14 protein-coding genes are annotated in these 17,613 nt (G+C 64.6%); 3 read left to right on the top strand and 11 right to left on the bottom strand.

Going from position 1 to position 17,613, the window contains the following annotated elements; all coding sequences use genetic code 11:
- Positions 1-6: 6 nt before the first annotated feature.
- From A7X65_RS16980 to A7X65_RS16935, 10 genes are all read right to left on the bottom strand, one after another.
- On the bottom strand, positions 7-1,341 hold the full coding sequence (locus A7X65_RS16980; protein ID WP_063686657.1) for an HlyD family type I secretion periplasmic adaptor subunit: 1,335 nt from the start codon (positions 1,339-1,341) through the stop codon (positions 7-9).
- On the bottom strand, positions 1,338-3,086 hold the full coding sequence (locus tag A7X65_RS16975; protein WP_063686655.1) for a type I secretion system permease/ATPase: 1,749 nt from the start codon (positions 3,084-3,086) through the stop codon (positions 1,338-1,340). The genes A7X65_RS16980 and A7X65_RS16975 overlap by 4 nt, the downstream gene beginning before the upstream one ends.
- Before the next feature lie 262 nt (positions 3,087-3,348).
- Complete coding sequence (locus A7X65_RS16970) at positions 3,349-3,618, bottom strand: GlsB/YeaQ/YmgE family stress response membrane protein (protein ID WP_063686653.1); 270 nt, start codon at positions 3,616-3,618, stop codon at positions 3,349-3,351.
- Between the two features lie 410 nt (positions 3,619-4,028).
- Positions 4,029-5,003 (bottom strand): ABC transporter ATP-binding protein, encoded by a 975-nt coding sequence (locus tag A7X65_RS16965; protein ID WP_063686651.1) that lies wholly within the window; start codon positions 5,001-5,003, stop codon positions 4,029-4,031.
- Positions 5,000-6,415, bottom strand: coding sequence for an Asp-tRNA(Asn)/Glu-tRNA(Gln) amidotransferase GatCAB subunit A (locus tag A7X65_RS16960; protein ID WP_063686649.1), 1,416 nt, complete (start codon positions 6,413-6,415; stop codon positions 5,000-5,002). Before A7X65_RS16960 ends, A7X65_RS16965 begins: the two co-directional genes overlap by 4 nt.
- Entirely contained in the window at positions 6,412-6,609 is a 198-nt protein-coding gene (locus A7X65_RS16955; protein WP_063686647.1) for a hypothetical protein, read from the bottom strand. The genes A7X65_RS16960 and A7X65_RS16955 overlap by 4 nt, the downstream gene beginning before the upstream one ends.
- Positions 6,606-7,667, bottom strand: coding sequence for an ABC transporter ATP-binding protein (locus tag A7X65_RS16950; RefSeq protein ID WP_063686645.1), 1,062 nt, complete (start codon positions 7,665-7,667; stop codon positions 6,606-6,608). The genes A7X65_RS16955 and A7X65_RS16950 overlap by 4 nt, the downstream gene beginning before the upstream one ends.
- 3 nt (positions 7,668-7,670) lie before the next feature.
- Positions 7,671-8,573: an ABC transporter permease gene (locus tag A7X65_RS16945; protein WP_063686643.1), complete on the bottom strand. Its 903-nt coding sequence runs from the start codon at positions 8,571-8,573 to the stop codon at positions 7,671-7,673.
- A 2-nt stretch (positions 8,574-8,575) separates the two neighbouring features.
- The gene (locus tag A7X65_RS16940) at positions 8,576-9,529 is read right to left on the bottom strand and encodes an ABC transporter permease (protein ID WP_063686641.1); all 954 of its coding nucleotides are present in this window, start codon (positions 9,527-9,529) and stop codon (positions 8,576-8,578) included.
- Positions 9,530-9,724: 195 nt separating this feature from the next.
- Positions 9,725-11,383 (bottom strand): ABC transporter substrate-binding protein, encoded by a 1,659-nt coding sequence (locus A7X65_RS16935; RefSeq protein ID WP_063686639.1) that lies wholly within the window; start codon positions 11,381-11,383, stop codon positions 9,725-9,727.
- Positions 11,384-11,582: 199 nt separating this feature from the next.
- Here A7X65_RS16935 and A7X65_RS16930 point away from each other — a divergent pair, with 199 nt between their 5' ends.
- The 3 genes from A7X65_RS16930 (at position 11,583) to A7X65_RS41765 (ending at position 15,165) form a co-directional block, all read left to right on the top strand.
- Positions 11,583-13,178: an ABC transporter substrate-binding protein gene (locus A7X65_RS16930; protein WP_063686637.1), complete on the top strand. Its 1,596-nt coding sequence runs from the start codon at positions 11,583-11,585 to the stop codon at positions 13,176-13,178.
- A 333-nt stretch (positions 13,179-13,511) separates the two neighbouring features.
- The gene (locus tag A7X65_RS41770) at positions 13,512-13,766 is read left to right on the top strand and encodes a hypothetical protein (RefSeq protein ID WP_156527849.1); all 255 of its coding nucleotides are present in this window, start codon (positions 13,512-13,514) and stop codon (positions 13,764-13,766) included.
- 874 nt (positions 13,767-14,640) lie between these two features.
- Positions 14,641-15,165, top strand: coding sequence for a hypothetical protein (locus A7X65_RS41765; RefSeq protein WP_156527848.1), 525 nt, complete (start codon positions 14,641-14,643; stop codon positions 15,163-15,165).
- A gap of 150 nt (positions 15,166-15,315) precedes the next feature.
- Here A7X65_RS41765 and A7X65_RS16920 read toward each other — a convergent pair whose 3' ends face one another.
- The gene (locus A7X65_RS16920; protein ID WP_063686633.1) at positions 15,316-17,547 is read right to left on the bottom strand and encodes a CHASE2 domain-containing protein; all 2,232 of its coding nucleotides are present in this window, start codon (positions 17,545-17,547) and stop codon (positions 15,316-15,318) included.
- Between the last annotated feature and the right edge of the window lie 66 nt (positions 17,548-17,613).

Below are 17,613 nucleotides of genomic sequence, written 5' to 3'. Positions count from 1 at the left end.
CGCGCGTCACTTCTCCCTGAACGCCCGCATCAGCTGGTCGTGCAGCGGCTTCATCAGATAGGACAGCATGGTGCGGTCGCCGGTCTGGACGAAGGCTTCCACGGGCATGCCGGGGATGATCTTGACGTCGCCGAGACGGGCGATCTCTTCCGGCGGCATCGAGACGCGGATGGTGTAGTAGCTCTGGCCGGTGCGCTGATCGGTGGTGACGTCGGGCGAGACGCGGCTGACGGTGCCGTTGAGCTCCGGCGTGGTGCGCTGGTTGAAGGCGGACAGGCGCAGCAGCGTCTTCTGGCCGATCTGCAGCTTGTCGATGTCCACCGGATTGACCTTGGCCTCGACCTGGAGGTCATCGGCCTGCGGCACGATCAGCATCAGCGTGTCGCCGGCGGTGACGACGCCGCCGACCGTGTGCACGGTCGATTGCAGCACCATGCCGTCCTGCGGCGCGCGGATGTCGACGCGGCGGAGCTGGTCCTCGGCGGCAACCTTGCGCTCGATCAGCTCGCCGATCTTGTCGTTGGTCTCGCGCAGATCCTTGGAAACCTCGCTCACCATGTCCTTGTCGACCTGGATGATCTGAAGCTCGGTCTCGGTGATCTTGCCCTTGGCCTGCGCGCGGGAGGCGATGTATTGCGCGCGCTCGCCGTTGAGGCGGGCGCTGTCGCGCTCGAGCTGGGTCAGGCGCGAGATCTGCACCAGGCGCTTGTCGTAGAGATCGCGGACGCCGGTGAGCTCGTTCTGGACCAGCCCGATCTCCTTGTCCTTGGCCGTCTCCTGCGCCGACAGGCCCTCGATTTCCTCGTTGAGCTGCAGCACGCGCTCGCGCAGCTGCGCCTTCTGGCCGGCGCGGCCGTTGACGCGGACCTCGAACAGCTTGGTCTCGGCGGAGATGAGCGCCTTGACGTCGGGATCGCTGCTGCGATCGAGCAGGGATTGCGGAAACTCGATCTTGTCGAGACCGCGCTGCTCGGCCTGCAGCCGCGCCGTGCGCACCTGCGCGGCGTCGAGATTCTTGGTGACGATGGCGAGGTTCGCCCTGGTCACGGTGTCGTCGAGCCGCACCACGATGTCGCCGGCCTTGACCACGTCGCCGTCGCGGGCGCGCAGCTCGCCGACCACGCCGCCGGTGGGGTGCTGCACCTTCTTGACGTTGGACTCGACCACGATCTGGCCCGGCGCGATCAGCGCACCCGAGATCAGCACCGTGGAGGCCCAGCCGCCGAGGCCGACGACGAGCACCAGCACGATGCCGAGACCGAGCATCAGGTGCAATTTGATGGAATCGCGCACGGTCTTCTGGGCAGCGGGCTTTCCGCCACCGATCGCCATCGTGCTCATGACTTGGTCACTCCGCCTTCACTGACGACCTTGATCGGAGCCGGCGGCGTCGCGCGCGGCTGCAGAACCTGGGCGAGCACCTGCTCCTTCGGGCCGAACGCCTGCATGCGGCCGTCGCGCAGCACCAGGATCTGGTCGACCGCCTCGACGCCGATCGGGCGATGCGCCACCACGATGACGATGGCGCCGCGCTCGCGCGCGGAGCGGATGGCACGGGTCAGTGCCTCGTCGCCTTCGGTGTCGAGGTTGGAATTGGGCTCGTCGAGCACGATCAGGAACGGATTGCCGTAGAGCGCGCGGGCCAGCGCGACGCGCTGCGCTTGGCCTGCCGAGAGCGCACCGCCCTGCTCGCCGACCTGCGTGTTGTAGCCCTCGCGCATCTTGATGATCATCTCGTGCACGCCGGCCTCTTTCGCCGCGGCGATGATGCCGTCGGAGGTGGCCTCGGGATCGAAGCGGCCGATGTTCTGCGCGATGGTGCCGCCGAACAGCTCGACGTCCTGCGGCAGGTAGCCGATATGGCGGCCGAGCGCGTCGGACGACCATTGGTCGAGCGCCGCGCCGTCGAGCCTGACCTTGCCGCGCACCGGCTGCCAGACGCCGACGAGGGCACGGATCAGCGAGGATTTGCCGGAACCGCTCGGTCCGATCACGCCGAGGCCGTTGCCGGCGGCGAGCGCGAAGGTGACGTCCTGCACGATGATGCGCTGGTCGCCCGGCGCCACCATGGCGAGGCCTTCGACCCCGAGGCGGCTGGTCGGCGGCTGCAGCTGGGTCGGCATCGTCTGCGCCGGCATCTGCTCCAGCAGGCGCGTGAGGCGCTGCCAGCTCTGGCGCGCCGCGACGAAGGATTTCCAGTGCGCGATGGCGAGATCGACCGGCGCGAGCGCGCGGGCGGAGAGGATCGAGCCGGCGATGATGATGCCGGCAGTCGCCTCCTGATGGATGACGAGATAGGCGCCGACCGCGAGCACGGCCGACTGCAGCATCATGCGCAGCACTTTTGCGACCGCACCGAGGCCGCCGGCGACGTCGCTCGCACGCTGGTTACCGCCGAGGTATTTTTCGTTGGCCTCGCTCCAGCGCGCGTTCATGCGGCCGGTCATCCCCATCGACACCATCACCTCGGCATTGCGGCGGCTGGCCTGGGCGAGGTCGTTGCGCTGGGCGGCAAGGCCCATCGCCTCCTTCGCCGGCTGGCGCGACAGGAATTCGGTGACGATCGTCAGGCCGACCAGGATGATGGCGCCGACCAGGGCGGTGAGGCCGATCATGACGTGGAAGGCGAAGCAGATGGCGAGATACAGCGGCAGCCAGGGCAGGTCGAAGAACGCGCTCGGGCCCATGCCGCCGAGGAAGGAACGGACGTTGTCGAGGTCGCGCAGCGGCTGCAGGCCCTCGTTGCGGTTGCCGACCAGGAGCGGCAGGCGGACAATGGTGTCGAACACCCGCTTGTTGAGCGCCTCGTCGAGCGAGGTGCCGACGCGCCCCAGGATCCGGTTGCGGATCATGTCGAGCACGCCCTGCGCCATGTAGAGGAAGCCGGCGATGATGATCAGGCCGACCAGGGTCGGGATGCTGCGGCTCGGCAGCACCCGGTCGTAGACCTCCAGCATGAAGATCGACCCGGTCAGATAGAGCAGGTTGATCATGCAGCTCATCAAGCCGACGCCGACGAAGGCCGTGCGACAAGCGCGCAAGGCGTCCCCGAGCTCTGAACGGCGGACGCCAGGTAGGGCTGCCATCAGTCTGATCTCTTTCAGATGAGGGGCAAAGCCCCTGATTTCACAGGCGGTTCAGGGTACGCGACCCGAATTAATATCGTCTTCCCCTGCGACCCCAGCGCAGTCGAATTAACCCGGGAGCCCGATGGACCACATCTAGCCCTGACGGCCCCGCACGCAAATCCGGTATTTCACAGTCTTTGCGGCTTTTTATAGCAGAGATCGCGGCCTCTCCCCAGCGGGGGAGAGGCGAAATGTTCAGGCCCGTCGGGCCAAAGCGAGGCTAGAAACGGCCGCCGCCGCGGACCAGCCGAACCACCACCAGCAGGATCACCGCGCCGATGGCGGAGTAGACGATCTCGGAGACGAGGCCGGTGCCAAGCCGGATGCCGAGCTTGGGAAACAGGAAGCTCGCGACCAGCGCGCCGGCGACGCCGACGACGATGTCGCCGATGATGCCGAACCCGGTTCCGCGCACCACCTTGCCTGCGAGCCAGCCGGCGACGAGGCCGACGAACAGGATGACGAGCAGGCCTTCGTTGGAAATGTACATAAGTGAGGTCCCTCTCCTTGAATGCCCGGCATGGAACGGGAACCGGGATGAATGGGGTCTGAATGCGTTCCCGGCGACCCCGGTTGCGCCTGTCGAAGACAAAAAGTTCGAAAACAACCCCATGCACAGTAGAAGCGCCTCGGGCGGTCGACGCGGGGCGACGTGTGACAACTCGATGTTGTCGCGAGGAAATTTTTGAGAGGGGCGCGCTTCACCTCTCCCCGCCTGCGGGGAGAGGTCGGATCGGCTCCGGCGATGCGAAGCATCGTCCGGCGCGATCCGGGTGAGGGGGGTACAGGTCTCTCGACCATCTCGTGTGCGGAGAGAGGCCCCTCACCCCAACCCTCTCCCCGCAAGGGCGGGGCGAGGGAGCGCAGCGGCGCGAGGGGCCGAGATCCCGACTGAGAACGCTACGTCGCCACCGTCGGCGCCGCCAGCACGCACCTCGCCGCCCGGCCCGGGCCGACCTCCACATTGGCCGGCAGCTGCTCGAGGCAGCGCGGCTCGGCGAGCTTGCAGCGGGGGGCGAAGGAGCAGTTGTGGGGCTTTTCGGCCAGTGATGGCGGGGTGCCGGGGATGGTCTCCAGCCGCGCGCCGCGCTTGGCGCCGTGGATGGTCGAGGCGAGCAGGCCCTTGGCATAGGGGTGCACCGGGGTGCGGACGATGTCGCGAAGAGTCCCCTGCTCCACGATCTGCCCGGCATACATCACCGCGACGCGGTCGCAGATCTCGATGGCGACGCCGATGTCGTGGGTGACGAAGATGACGGACATGCCGAACTCGCGCTGCAGCTCGCGCAGCAGCAGCAGGATCTGGATCTGCACGGTGGCATCGAGCGCCGTGGTCGGCTCGTCCGCCAGCAGGATCTTTGGACGGCAGGCGAGCGCGAGCGCGATCATGGCGCGCTGGCGCATGCCGCCGGACATCTCGTGCGGATAGGCATCTAACCGCCGTTTGGCCGAGGGAATGCGCACGACCTCGAGCATCTCGAGCGCGCGCGCCCTCCCCTCCGCGTAAGACTTACCCTCATGGCGCACGACGCTTTCGGCGATCTGCGCGCCGATGGTGTAGACCGGATCGAGCGCGAGCGCCGGCTCCTGGAAGATCATCGAGACGGTCTGGCCGCGGAACGACGACAGCTCTTCGTCATTCATGGCGAGCACATCCTGCCCCATCACGTTGACCTTGCCCGTGATCTGCGTGCGTTTCTTCGGCAACAGCCGCATCAGCGCACGCAGCGTCACGCTCTTGCCCGAACCGGATTCGCCGAGCAGGCCCAGCACCTCGCCGTCACCCAGCGAAAGATTGAGATCGTTCACGGCATAGACCGTGCGTTCGCCGGTGAAGCGGATGTTGAGGCCTGAGATGTCGACGAGTTTTGTCATGACGGCAGTTTGGGTATCCGGTCGTGATAGTCGGTGACGCGCTGGAAGGCCGCGCCGATGGTGAGCAGGGTCGCTTCATCGAAGGAGCGGCCGATCAGCTGCATGCCCACGGGCAGGCCGGTTTTGGTGAAGCCCGAGGGAATCGTCAGCGACGGCAGACCCAGGAAATTCACCGGGCGGGTGAACAGCGTCAGCCGCTGCACCATCGCCGGTGCATTCGGTCCGCCGCCGACATCGCTCTCCTCGATCGTCGGTGCCGGCACTGGCGAGGCCGGTGCGATGATCGCGTCGACGCCCGCGGTCGCGGCGTTGTGCGCGGCGAGCGCGGGACCGCGCCAGCGCATCGCCTCCAGATAGGTGATGGCGGGCACGGTGAGGCCGTTCTGCAGCCGCATCAGCACCTGCGCGCCGTAATCCTGCGGCCGCTCGATCATCCAGCGCTTGTGGAAAGCAGCCGCCTCCGCGGCGAGCACGAGCTGGCTTGCCGCGGACAATTGCCGCTGGTCCGGCAGCTCGACCTTGACGATGTCGGCGCCCTCGCGCTTGAGCACCGCGATGGTCTCGTCCAGCACGCGCGCGACCTCGGCGTCGAGATCGTCAACGTAGAAGGACGCGGGCACACCGATCTTGAGTCCCTTCAGCGAGCCCTTGGTCGCCGCGACATAGTCAGACAGCGGCTCGTGGCTGCAGGTCGGATCCTCGGGATCGGGACCCGCCATCAGCGCCAGCAGCAGCGCGCAATCCTCGGCGGTGCGGGCGAGCGGGCCGACCGTGTCGAGCGATTGCGACAGCGGCATCGCGCCGGCGCGGCTGACGCGGGCGACGGTGGTCTTGAGACCGGTGACGCCGCAGAAATGCGCGGGCATGCGGATCGAGCCGCCGGTGTCGGAGCCGAGCGCCGCATAGGTCAGGCGCGCGGCGACCGCGGAGCCGGAGCCCGACGACGAACCGCCGGTGATATGGGCGACGTTCCAGGGATTGCGCACCGGGCCGTAATGAGCGTTGTGCCCGGTCGGGCCGTAGGCGAATTCGGCGAGGTGCAGCGTGCCCAGGCGGACCTGGCCGGCATCCTTCAGCCGCTGCAAGGCCGTGGACGTCACGGCCGGCACGAAATCGCGGCGGATCAGCGAGCCGCAGGTCGCGACGTGGCCGGCGTCGTAATACATGTCCTTGTGCGCGAGCGGCACGCCGTGCAGCGGCCCGCGGACATTGCCCTTGGCGAGCTCGGCATCGGCGGCGCCGGCCGCCTTCAGCGCAGCCTCCGCCTCGATCGTCATGAAGGCGTTGAGATGGGGTTGCCATTGCGCGATGCGGTGCAGCAGCGCGCGGGTCACCTCATGCGAGGACAGCTGCTTCATCGCGATCGCACGCGCGACCTCGGTGAGCGACATAAACGCAGGCTCGCGGCTCATTTCGACACCTTCTGCGTCTGCGCGAGGACGTAGGACGCGGGCTCGAGGTCGAAGGGCAGCGTGCCGGCGATGGCTTCGAAACCCTCGAAGGCAGGTCCGATGGCGTTGGAGATGCGCGCTGCGATCTCATCGTCCACCGGAATGCCCGAGACTTGCGCGATCGGCTTGATCTCTTTTGGTGTCGGTCTTGTCATGCTGTCTCCCCTGCGGGCGCGCGGCTATGGCCTGAACCCGGGATCGCCATGTAGCACGCGGCCTCGTGGCCCATTGTATCGACGGCGGTGAGCTTTGGTGCGGCATTTGCGCAGAGCGGCTCCGCAAACGCGCAGCGGGTGTGGAAGCGGCAGCCCGGGGGAGGATCGATCGGATTGGGCGGATCGCCCGTGATCGGCGGCTTTTCGGTGCGGCGATCAGGATCGGACGACGGCATCGCGGCGAGCAGCGCGCGTGTATAGGGGTGCGCCGGATTGTCCCAGACCTGGTCGACCGGGCCGAGCTCGACGACCTCGCCGAGATACATCACCAGCACGCGGTCCGAGATGTAGCGGACGACGTTGAGGTCGTGGCTGATGAAGAGATAGGTCAGGCCAAACTCGCGTTTGAGATCGGCGAGCAGGTTGAGCACCTGCGCCTCGACCGATTTGTCGAGCGCGGAGACGGCCTCGTCCAGGATCACCAGCCGCGGCGACAGCGCGAGCGCGCGGGCGATGTTGACGCGCTGGCGCTGGCCGCCGGAGATCTCGTGCGGATAGCGGTTGGCGAAGTTTTCGGGGCGCAAGCCCACCTTGCCCAGCAGCTCGCGCGCCAGCGCCCGCGCCGCGCCGTCGGCCATGCCGTGGACCTTCGGGCCGAAGGCGATGGATTCCTCGATTGTCAGGCGCGGATTGAGCGAGGCGTAGGAGTCCTGGAACACCATCTGCATGCCGCGCCGCAGCTCGCGCAGGCTCAACGATTGGCCGACGGTCATGCCGTCGTAGATGATGTCGCCGTCATCGCACGGCATCAGATGCATCAAGAGGCGCGCGGTGGTGGACTTGCCGCAGCCGGACTCGCCGACGATGCCGACGGTCTCGCCCTTGGCGACCGAGAAGGAGACGTTGTCGACGGCGCGCACGGTGCGCTTGGCGGCGAACAGCCCGCCGCGCACCGGGAAATGCTTGGTCAGGCCGTTGACCTGAAGCAGCGGCTGCGCGACGCCGCCGACGTCCTCGACCTGCTCCAGCATGGTGACGGATGTGTTGCTCTCGCTCATGGCCTAGTTCCTGATGTCCATGGCGCTGCGCAGGCCGTCCGAGAGCAGATTGAAGCAGATCGAGACCGCGAAGATCATCGCGCCGGGGAGTGCTGCGACCCAGGGGTTGACGTAGATCGCGGTGCGTAGCGTGTTCAGCATCAGGCCCCATTCCGGCTCCGGCGGCTTGGTGCCGAGGCCGAGGAAGGAGAGACCGGCGGCCAGGATCATCGAGACCGAGATCAGGCTGGTCGCATAGACGAAGATCGCGCCCAGCACGTTGCCGAGGATGTGCACGCGCATGATGGTGAAGGCCCCTGCGCCGGAGGCGCGCGCGGCCTCGACGAAATCCATGTTGCGCACGCCCGTGGTGACGCTCTCGGCGACGCGGGTGATCTGCGGCACGAACACGATGGTGAGCGCCACGATGGAGTTGAGGATGCCGGCCCCGAGCGCGCCGGAGATCGCGATCGCCAGCAGTACCGACGGGAAGGCGTAGAACACGTCGACAGTGCGCATGATCGCGGTATTGAGCTTGCCGCCGACATAGCCGGCGATGATGCCGAGCGAGGTGCCGATGCAGAAGGCGAGGATCACGGGAAGGATGCCGATCACCAGCGACAGCCGCCCGCCATAGACCAGCCGCGCCAGCATGTCGCGGCCGAGCTCGTCGGTGCCGAGCGGATAGCCTGGGGTGCCGATGTGGCGCAGGCGGCGGATCATCGAACCCTTGTAGGGGTCTTCGAGACCGAGCCATGGCGCGAGGATCGCGGAGAGGACGATCAGCAGCAGCACCAGTGCGCAGGCCATGCTGACCTTGTCGCGCATGATGCGGCGGCCGACAGTCGCCCAATAACCGCGCGCCTTGGTGGCGGGCGCGGCCTGCAGCGCGGCATCGGCGGTGGCGGACAACGGGAGCTCGCTCATCGCTAGCCCCGCTTGATGCGCGGGTCGATCGCGGCTTGCGCGATGTCGACCAGCAGATTGAGGAAGACGAAGAACAGCGCCAGGATCAGGATCGTGCCCTGCAGCAGCGGCAGGTCGCGCTGGAAGATCGCCGAGTTGAGCAGGAAGCCCGACCCCGGCCAGGAGAACACGGTCTCGATCAGGATCGAGCCGCCGAGCATATAACCGAGCTGCAGGCCCATCACCGCGAGCGCGGTGGGAGCGGCGTTCTTGACGACGTGACGGAACACGCCGCGCTCATGCAGACCCTTTGCGCGCAGGGCCTCGACGAAATCCTGCGAGAGGATGTCGCCGGTGAGCGCGCGCACCGTGCGGGTGACGATGCCCATCGGAATCACCGAGGTCGTGATCGCCGGCAGCACGAGATATTTCAGGTGCGCCCAGTCCCAGGCCCAGGAGTTGGAGCCGCTGGGGCCGGCGCCGACCGCGGGCAGCCAGTTCAGCTGCACCGAGAAGATGATGACGAGCAGCATGCCGAGCCAGTAATGCGGCACGGACACGCCGGCGATGGCGAAGGAGGTCGCGACCTTGTCGATCCAGGTCTCGCGGAAATATCCGGCGATGAGGCCGAGCAGGATGCCCATGGTGAAGCCGATGATCGCGGCGGCAATCGCGAGCGTGACGGTGTTGCCGACCGCGCGCATGACCTCGGCCAGCACGGGGCGCCCCGTCGCAATGGAATTGCCGAGATCGCCATGCAGCGCGCGCAGCAGCCAGAGCCCGAACTGCACCGGCAGCGGCCGGTCGAAACCGTAGGCGGCGCGAAGCTGCGCGGCGAGCTCCTGCGAGGCGTCGGCGGGGAGCACCGCGACGAGCGGATCGCCCGGCGTGATGTGCACGAGCAGGAAGCACACCAGCGCGACGCTGATGACGATCGGGACGACATAGACAATGCGTCTGGCGGTATAGGCGAGCACGTTGTTTCTTTTTCTTCCCTTCTCCCCTTGCGGGAGAAGGTGGCGCGAAGCGCCGGATGAGGGGTTGTTTCCGCGAATGCTGTTATTTCAAAAGCAAGAGCTCTCTCCGCGGAGAGAGACCCCTCACCCGGCTTCGCTGTCGCGAAGCCACCCTCTCCCACAAGGGGAGAGGGTGCACTGTGCTTGTGGCGCGAACTAATTCATCGACACCAGCGAGAAGTCGATGAACCAGCTCTTCGGCTGCACGACGCCCGTCACCTTCGGGCTCATCGCGCGCGGGCCGACGTCGTGAGCGACGTAGAGGAAGGCGGCATCGTCGACGGAGGCGGCGTGCAGCTCGGCGAGTGCAGCGTCACGCGCGGCGGGATCGAAGGTCTGGCGTGCCTTCTTCACCAGCTCGTCGAACTTGGGGTCGTTGATGAAGCCCCAATTGTTCGAGACCGGCGGCGCCATGCCCGATTGCAGGAAGCGCACCAGCGCGAAGAACGGGTCCATCGCCGCATAGGTGACGTTGGTCGCGTTGGAGCCGTTGGCGCTGGGATCCTTGGCACCGCGGCGCCAGTTGGTGAACAGCGTGTTCCACTCGATGACGTCGAGCTTGACGTCGAAATAGCACTCGGCCAGCGCCTGCTGCAGATATTCATTCATCGGCAGCGGCTGCATCTGGCCCGAGCCCGACGCAGACGTCTGGGTCTTCACCACCAGCTTCTTGTTCGGACCGAAGCCGGCTTCCTGCATCAGCTTCTGTGCGGCCGCCTTGTCGTACTTGATCTCGAAGGTCGGCTTGCCGCGCCAGGGGTGGCCGGGCTCGAAGGTGCCGGTCGCGGGCACCATCAGGCCGGCGAGCAGGCCATCCTTGAGGCCTTCGCGATCGATACAGAGGTTTGCAGCCTTGCGTACGCGGATGTCGTTCCAGGGCGAGCCTTCGACGCGCGAGAACTGCCAGGGCCAGACATGCGGCTGCTCGTTGGCGTAGAGCTTGAAGCCGCGCTGCTTCAGCTCGGGCAGCGCGTCGGGCGCGGGCGCCTCGACCCAGTCGACCTGCCCGGAGAGCAGCGCCGCGGTGCGCGCATTCGCTTCCGGCATCGGCAGGAGCACCATCTTGTCGACCTTGGGCACGCGCGCCTTGTCCCAATAATTCGCGTTCTTCACCAGCTCGAGCCGCTCGCGCGGGGTGAAGCTCGCCATCTTCCACGGGCCGGTGCCCGCCGCGTCCTTGGCGAAGGCGGTCCAGGCGGCCTGCGACTTCGCCTTGGCGTCGGCGCCCTCGGCCTTGTCGTAGAAGTGCTGCCACTTCGTCGGGCTCGCCATGAACAGATTGGTGAGGTTGATCGGCAGGAAGCTGTCGGGCTCCTTGGTGGTGAGCTCGACGGTCATGTCGTCGATCTTCCTGGCGGAAGCCAGCGTCGGCATGCGCGAGGCCGTGACGCCGACCTGGCTGGCATCGAACTGCGGCGCGTCCTGCTTCAGCACCTTCTCGACGTTCCACACCACCGCATCTGCATTGAACGGGGTGCCGTCATGGAAGGTGACGCCGGGGCGCAGCTTGAAGACCCATTTGGTCTTGTCGGCATCGTCCACCTTCCACTCGGTGGCAAGGCCGGGGATCACCGTGCTCGCCTTGTCGGCGGAGGAGAGGTCCCAGCCGGTCAGCGCGTCGTACATGGTGAGGCCGGTGAAGCGGTTGCCTTCAAAGCCCTGATCGGGCTGGCCCAGCGTGCGCGGAATATCGGCAGCCGTCATGCCGATCCGCAGCACGGTCTCGCTACTTGCGACGCGCGGCCATGCCGCCGCGCTGCCCAGCGCCAAAAGCGCGATCAGCGCCGCCCGTGTCTTGTTGTTCTTGATACGCATCGCCTCGATCCTTCTTCGGCTTTCGATGATTAATTTTGATGCAATCGTATGCAATGGCTATGCCAAGGAGAAACTTATTCTGCAAATTGCCCATGCGACGACAAGTCCTTGTGATCAGGCGGGGGATGAGCAGCAAGTCTGCCTATTCTGGCATCAAGCTTGCAGGTTTGGCCCCAGATCTTCCTGGGAGCCTTGGGCCATGCGTAACCGACTATCGACCTGTCTCGCCGTGCTTGCGCTGGCGCTCTCCCCTCTCGCGGCGCGCGCCGAAACGGTGGTGCGCTACGGCATCTCGATGGCGGATATTCCGCTGACCACCGGCCAGCCCGACCGCGGCGCCGGCGCCTATCAGTTCACGGCCTACACGATCTACGATCCGCTGGTGGCCTGGGAAATGGACGTCGCCGATCGGCCGGGCAAGCTGGTGCCGGGCCTCGCCACCGAATGGAAGGTGGATGACAACGACAAGACCAAGTGGCGCTTCACCTTGCGCAAGGGGGTGAAGTTTCACGACGGCAGCGATTTCAACGCCGACGCGGTGATCTGGAATCTGGACAAGGTGCTCAACGACAAGGCGCCGCAATTCGACAAGCGGCAGAGCGCGCAGGTGAAGACCCGCCTGCCCTCCGTCGCGAGCTACGCCAAGATCGACGATTCCACCGTGGAGATCACGACCAAGACGGTCGATTCCTTCTTCCCCTACCAGATGCTCTGGTTCCTGGTCTCGAGCCCGGCGCAATATGAGAAGCTCGGCAAGGATTGGGACAAGTTCGCGAGCCAGCCCTCCGGCACCGGCCCGTTCAAGCTGACCAAGCTGGTGCCGCGCGAGCTCGCCGAGCTGAGCAAGAATCCGGACTACTGGAACAAGAAGCGGATTCCGAAGGTCGACAAGATCGTGCTGGTGCCGATGCCGGAAGCGCTGACGCGCACCAACGCGCTGCTGGCCGGGCAAGTGGACCTGATCGAGACGCCGGCGCCCGACGCCGTGCCGCAGCTCAAGGCCGCCGGCATGAAGCTGGTCGACAACGTCACGCCGCATGTCTGGAATTATCACCTCAGCGTGCTGCCGGGCTCACCCTGGACCGACATCCGCCTGCGCAAGGCGCTGAACCTTGCGATCAACCGCGACGAAGTCGTCGGCCTGATGAACGGCCTCGCCAAGCCCGCCAAGGGCCAGGTCGACCCGTCCAGCCCATGGTTCGGCAAGCCCAGCTTCGAGCTGAAATACGATTTCGCCGCCGCCAAGAAGCTGGTGGAGGAAGCGGGCTATTCGAAAGCCAAGCCGCTGAAGACCACCTTCATCATCGCGCAGGGCGGCACCGGCCAGATGCTGTCGCTGCCGATGAACGAATACCTGCAGCAGAGTTTCAAGGAGATCGGCATCGACATCGACTTCAAGGTGGTCGAGCTCGAGACGCTCTACACGCATTGGCGCAAGGGCGCGGCGGACGAGATGAACGCCGGCATCACCGCCAACAACATCGCCTATGTCACCTCCGACCCGCTCTACGCCATCGTCCGCTTCTTCGCCTCGGACCAGATCGCGCCGGTGGGCGTCAACTGGGGCGGCTACAAGAACCCGAAGGTCGACGCGCTGATCAACGAGGCCAAGCAGACGTTTGACACCGCCAAGCAGGACGATTTGATCGCGCAGGCGCATGCGCTGATCGTGGACGATGCCGTGCTGGTCTGGGTCGTCCACGACACCAACCCGCACGCGCTGTCGCCGAAGATCAAGCAGTTCGTGCAGGCGCAGCACTGGTTCCAGGATCTGACGACGATCGGGGTGGAGTGAGGGTGCCGTAGGCAGAGGTGCCGTAGGGTGGGCAATGCGCAGGCGTGCCCACCCCTGATGCAACGAGAGGCGCGCGTCCGCCGCTCCACGAGAGTCTATGCCGGCGCCGTCAGTACCGGGAGCGCAACCTCATTCCTCTGAGGTGCACTAGCGTCGGCAAGTCGCCCAACATCATCCTTGAGCTCCTCCCTTCCGATAGCCTTCGCATGTCGCTTCTGGAGTCTGATGCGCCGGCAGCCATGACAGCATCCCGTCCGAGAAGCCTTGCGTTGCTGTGACATATCGACAAGAATGACGTGTATTTTCTTATTTTACACGCCAGGAATGACATCAATGGGCCTTCTCAGAGATCCATCAGACAATGCGGTAATCATGCCGCCGTTCTATGTCCGCGTTTTGATTCCGGGACGAAAGACTCCAAAGTATGAGGCATTTCGTGACCCATATTCAGCCATGGACTACGCGCTGGAAATGGCTGCAACATTTGGCTGCAAGATCCTTCTGAATGGTCACAAGGGAGGCAGTGAGTTTACCTGCTTTCAAATCGACGAGGATGGCCAGGCAACATACTTCGTAAGTGAGGAATGAATTCGCCTCATTGGCGAATATTCCGATACACAAGAAATCTGGCAGCGTTGACATGAAACGCTGCCAGACGATCAACATGCAATCTTCAATTCCGCTCGGCGAGCGCCGACTCTTCCGTAGTTGCTCCCGACGCACGGGATTTGACCGGCGGGCTCATTTTCTCCCGGTCAACATTGCTAGTCGGGTTTCCATCGGGGGATGGGATTCATCTGTGCCCTGGGGGGTCGATAATGCAATGCTGACGACAAACAAGAAGCGGATCTAGGTTGCTCAGCGACCAAGCCGTTTCGACGGCATTTCCAAGGTCGACCTGCTTTATGGGTTGAATCGTAAGCGTGCGAGCGGTGCGATCAACCGATTCGACCAAGACCTCGTCTTCATGAATTGGAAAATGCGAATGCAACAATGTGATTCCGAAGCGATCCAGCTTTCCGTATCGCGATAGTACGTCTCTTATCTCTGCAAGACACTCGCTGTCAGAATCGCAAATCTCATGGACATCGTCGATGTCCGCGATGCTTGCCCATTGCATCGACCGGACAAGTAGCTTTTCTGTCTCTCGCAAAATCATTGTGCCCTCCATTGCAGCCCAAATGGCTCAATCGCCTAGTTCCAGATCCAGCGAGAAATTGCCCTCCACCCTGCCTATCCCCGACAGCATGACAGGAATCCAGCAGGGCACTCCGCGACTTGGCAGAGCAAGCTCCGACGCCCCAGGGATCGAGGTGCGATCAATCACCACTTCAATTTAAAATAGCAACCTGATAGTAATAGCCTTAGCGTCGGGGTTGATCAAGGGCGTCCGGATCCATAATCAATCGACAATAAGAGCGACTGGAATGATTTCGTTGTCGCCCACGCGTGAATTGCACGCATGGGCCCCTATTTCCGCAACAGAAAATTGGTGATCATGCAGGCTCTTCAGAACATCGACGACTGGTTCTCATCACCAACCAGCAATATTGAATACCGGCACGACGAGGAGGCGAACCCAGCATATGTCTGCGAGGCGTTCTCTTTGCACTTTGCTCGACCGGCGCGCGCACTCACTCTTGAAGAAGAGGTGATTTTCAAATCTGTCTGGGCGCTTTGTGCGACAGAGCAAATTGCATGGCGCAAGCTCGATGAGTGTCGAGAAGTCATTTCGATTCATCCGTCAGCTCACGTGAAAGTCTCGGGGGTCTCCGAGCTAGAGGGCGATGATCCCGATCTGTATGTGCCGGCCGCCGCACGACGGCGGTCACTCATCACTTTCCTTGATGGCGAATTGCGAGAAGCGATTTACTTTGGATTGCTGGAAGCAGTTGCCGCTTGTCAGAAACACACGAGAGTGCCTCAACTGCAGCAATATCTCCTGAAGCAACTCGACCAGCTGCAATCTCGACCTAACGGAAGTTGACTAGAGGGAAACAGCTGGGCGATTTGAATTGCTCAACCGGCCGTTACGGCTGTTTTCCAGGAGACGTTCGGCTCGCCGGCCACCGACATGGTCGATTTTGATCTACCAGGCACGAGTATGAGGCTCGCGCGAAGCCGAACCACACGCCCCCTACTTCGTCAGCAGCGCGTATGCCCCCGTCCAGCCTTCCGGCGGCGGGTTGAGCTGGAAGTCCCTGATCCGCGCTTCGTACAGCTTGAAGAGCTTTTCCAGCGTGTCGGCGTCCTCGCTTCTGCGGCCGCGTTCGATGGCGTCGAGCGCGCCGGGCCAGTCGCGGCTGCGATAGCAGCTCAGCATTTCTATGGTGATGTTGCGCAGGCGCTGGAAGGGGGCCGAATGCATCACGTCCTCGCGGCCCGCGATAGCGTAGATCACCTCCGGCTCGGTCTTGCCCTTGACCATGATGAAGTCGAGCTCGAGGATCGCGAACTTGTCCTTGGCGGCGAGCGCGGTCCTGGATCCCACGATGATCGGGAAGCCGTATTCCTTGGTCTGCCCTTCCAGGCGCGAGGCGAGGTTCACGCTGTCGCCGAGCACCGAATAATTCTTCTTCAGGTCGGAGCCCATGTTGCCGACCACGCCGATGCCGGTGTTGAGGCCGATGCCGACGTTGAGCGGGATGTAGACGTGACCGCCGTCGGCGGCGTCCTGCTCGCGTTCCTTGTTGACCAGGTCGATCTTCTCGAGCATCTGGATCGCGGCCTCGCAGGCGTTGACCTGGTGCTCGGCATCGTCGAGCGGCGCGTTCCAGAACGCCATGATGGCATCGCCCATATATTTGTCGACATAGCCCTTCTGTTCGATGATCACGTCAGTCAGCGGCGTCAGGAAGCGGTTCATCAGCGCGATGAGCCCTTGCGGATCGTCCTTGTAGCTCTCCGAGATCGTGGTGAAGCCGCGCACGTCGGAGAACATGATCGTCAGCTCGCGCTCCTCGCCGCCGAGCACGAGTTTCTCCGGTGATTGCGCCAGCTGCTCGACCAGCACCGGCGACATGTATTGCGCGAAGATGCCGCGGATCTGCACGCGCTGGCGCTGCTCGCGCACGAAGCTGGCGAAGATCAGCGTCAGGTAGATGCCGGTGGTCGAGAGCAGCGGGTAGGTGAAATCGATGAGCTCGCGGCGCTGCGCGTAGAAGAACCAGGACGTGCCGACCAGGATGGCGGCGAACATCGCGCCCGCGAGCACCAGGCGCACCGGACCGAGATTCGGCGTGAAGATGATGACGAGGAGCCCGATGATCAGAGCGGCGAGCAGCTCGACGCCGAGCGCATAGTTCGGCTGCGAGATCATTGCGCGGCTCAGCACGCTCTCCAGCACCTGGGCGTGGACCTCGACACCCGGCATGGCCCGGGACACCGGCGTGGTCTTGATGTCGTTCAGGCCGACCGCGGAGGTGCCGACCAGCACGAGCTTGCCAGCGATCCTGCTGGGCGAGACGCTGTTGTCGAGCACGTCGGCGGCCGAGACATAGATCGAGGGGTCGTGGGGGGCATAATGCACCCAGAGCTGGGCGTTCCTGTCGGTCGGAATTTCTACGCCCTTGAGCCGCACGGCGCGCACGCCGCTCTTGTCGGTCCGGATCAGCAGCGTCGGCGTGCCGGTGACGACCCGCAGGATCTCGAGGCTGAGCGAGGGCATGATGGCGCCCTGGGCGCGGATTACCATCGGCACGCGGCGGATCAGGCCGTCGCGCTCGGTCCTGATGGTGAACAGGCCGCGGCCCGCCGCGACCTTCTCGATCACGGGCACGTTGCGCAGGAGGCCGGGGAATTCGAACAGGAAGCGCTCGGCATCCGCCTCGCCGACGGTGGCAACGCCGGTGAAGGGCAGCGTCTTGTCGATCTCCGACGTGATCTGCGACTGTCCGGTCTCGCCCAGCACCACGCGCGAGCGCCTGATCGCGTCGGAGAGGATCTGGTCGTTGGTCGGCAGCTCGCGCAGCTTGGCGCGCGTGGCATCGTCCAGATAGCGCATCTGGCCCGCAACCAGGTCGGGGTTGAGCCGGTCGGCTTCCGAGAACACCACGTCGAAGCCGATCGCGACCGCGCCGTTGCTGGTGAGGTTCTGGATCAGGTCGGCGATCCGCGTCCGCGGCCACGGCCACTGTCCGAGCTGGGCGAGGCTCTTGTCGTCGATGTCGACGATGACGACCGGCCGAGACGTCTTGTGCCGCGGGTCGATCAGCTGGAACATGTCGAAGGTGCGCAGCCGCAATTCCTGGATCGGCGGCGGATCCCAGATGCGGAGCCCGGCGAACACGACCAGCAGCGCAAGGCACGTCAGCCGCGCGAAGCCGAACTTCTGCGCAAACCACCGTCGCCAGATCTTGAGACGTTTCATACTGGTCGAACTTCCCGCAGCCCGGCTCCGCCCGTAACAGGGGCGACATTACGCAATCGGCCAGGC

The sequence above is a fragment of the Bradyrhizobium stylosanthis genome (assembly GCF_001641335.1).
GTDB classification, from domain to species: Bacteria; Pseudomonadota; Alphaproteobacteria; order Rhizobiales; family Xanthobacteraceae; genus Bradyrhizobium; species Bradyrhizobium stylosanthis.
This window is presented reverse-complemented; position numbering and strand designations above follow the sequence as displayed.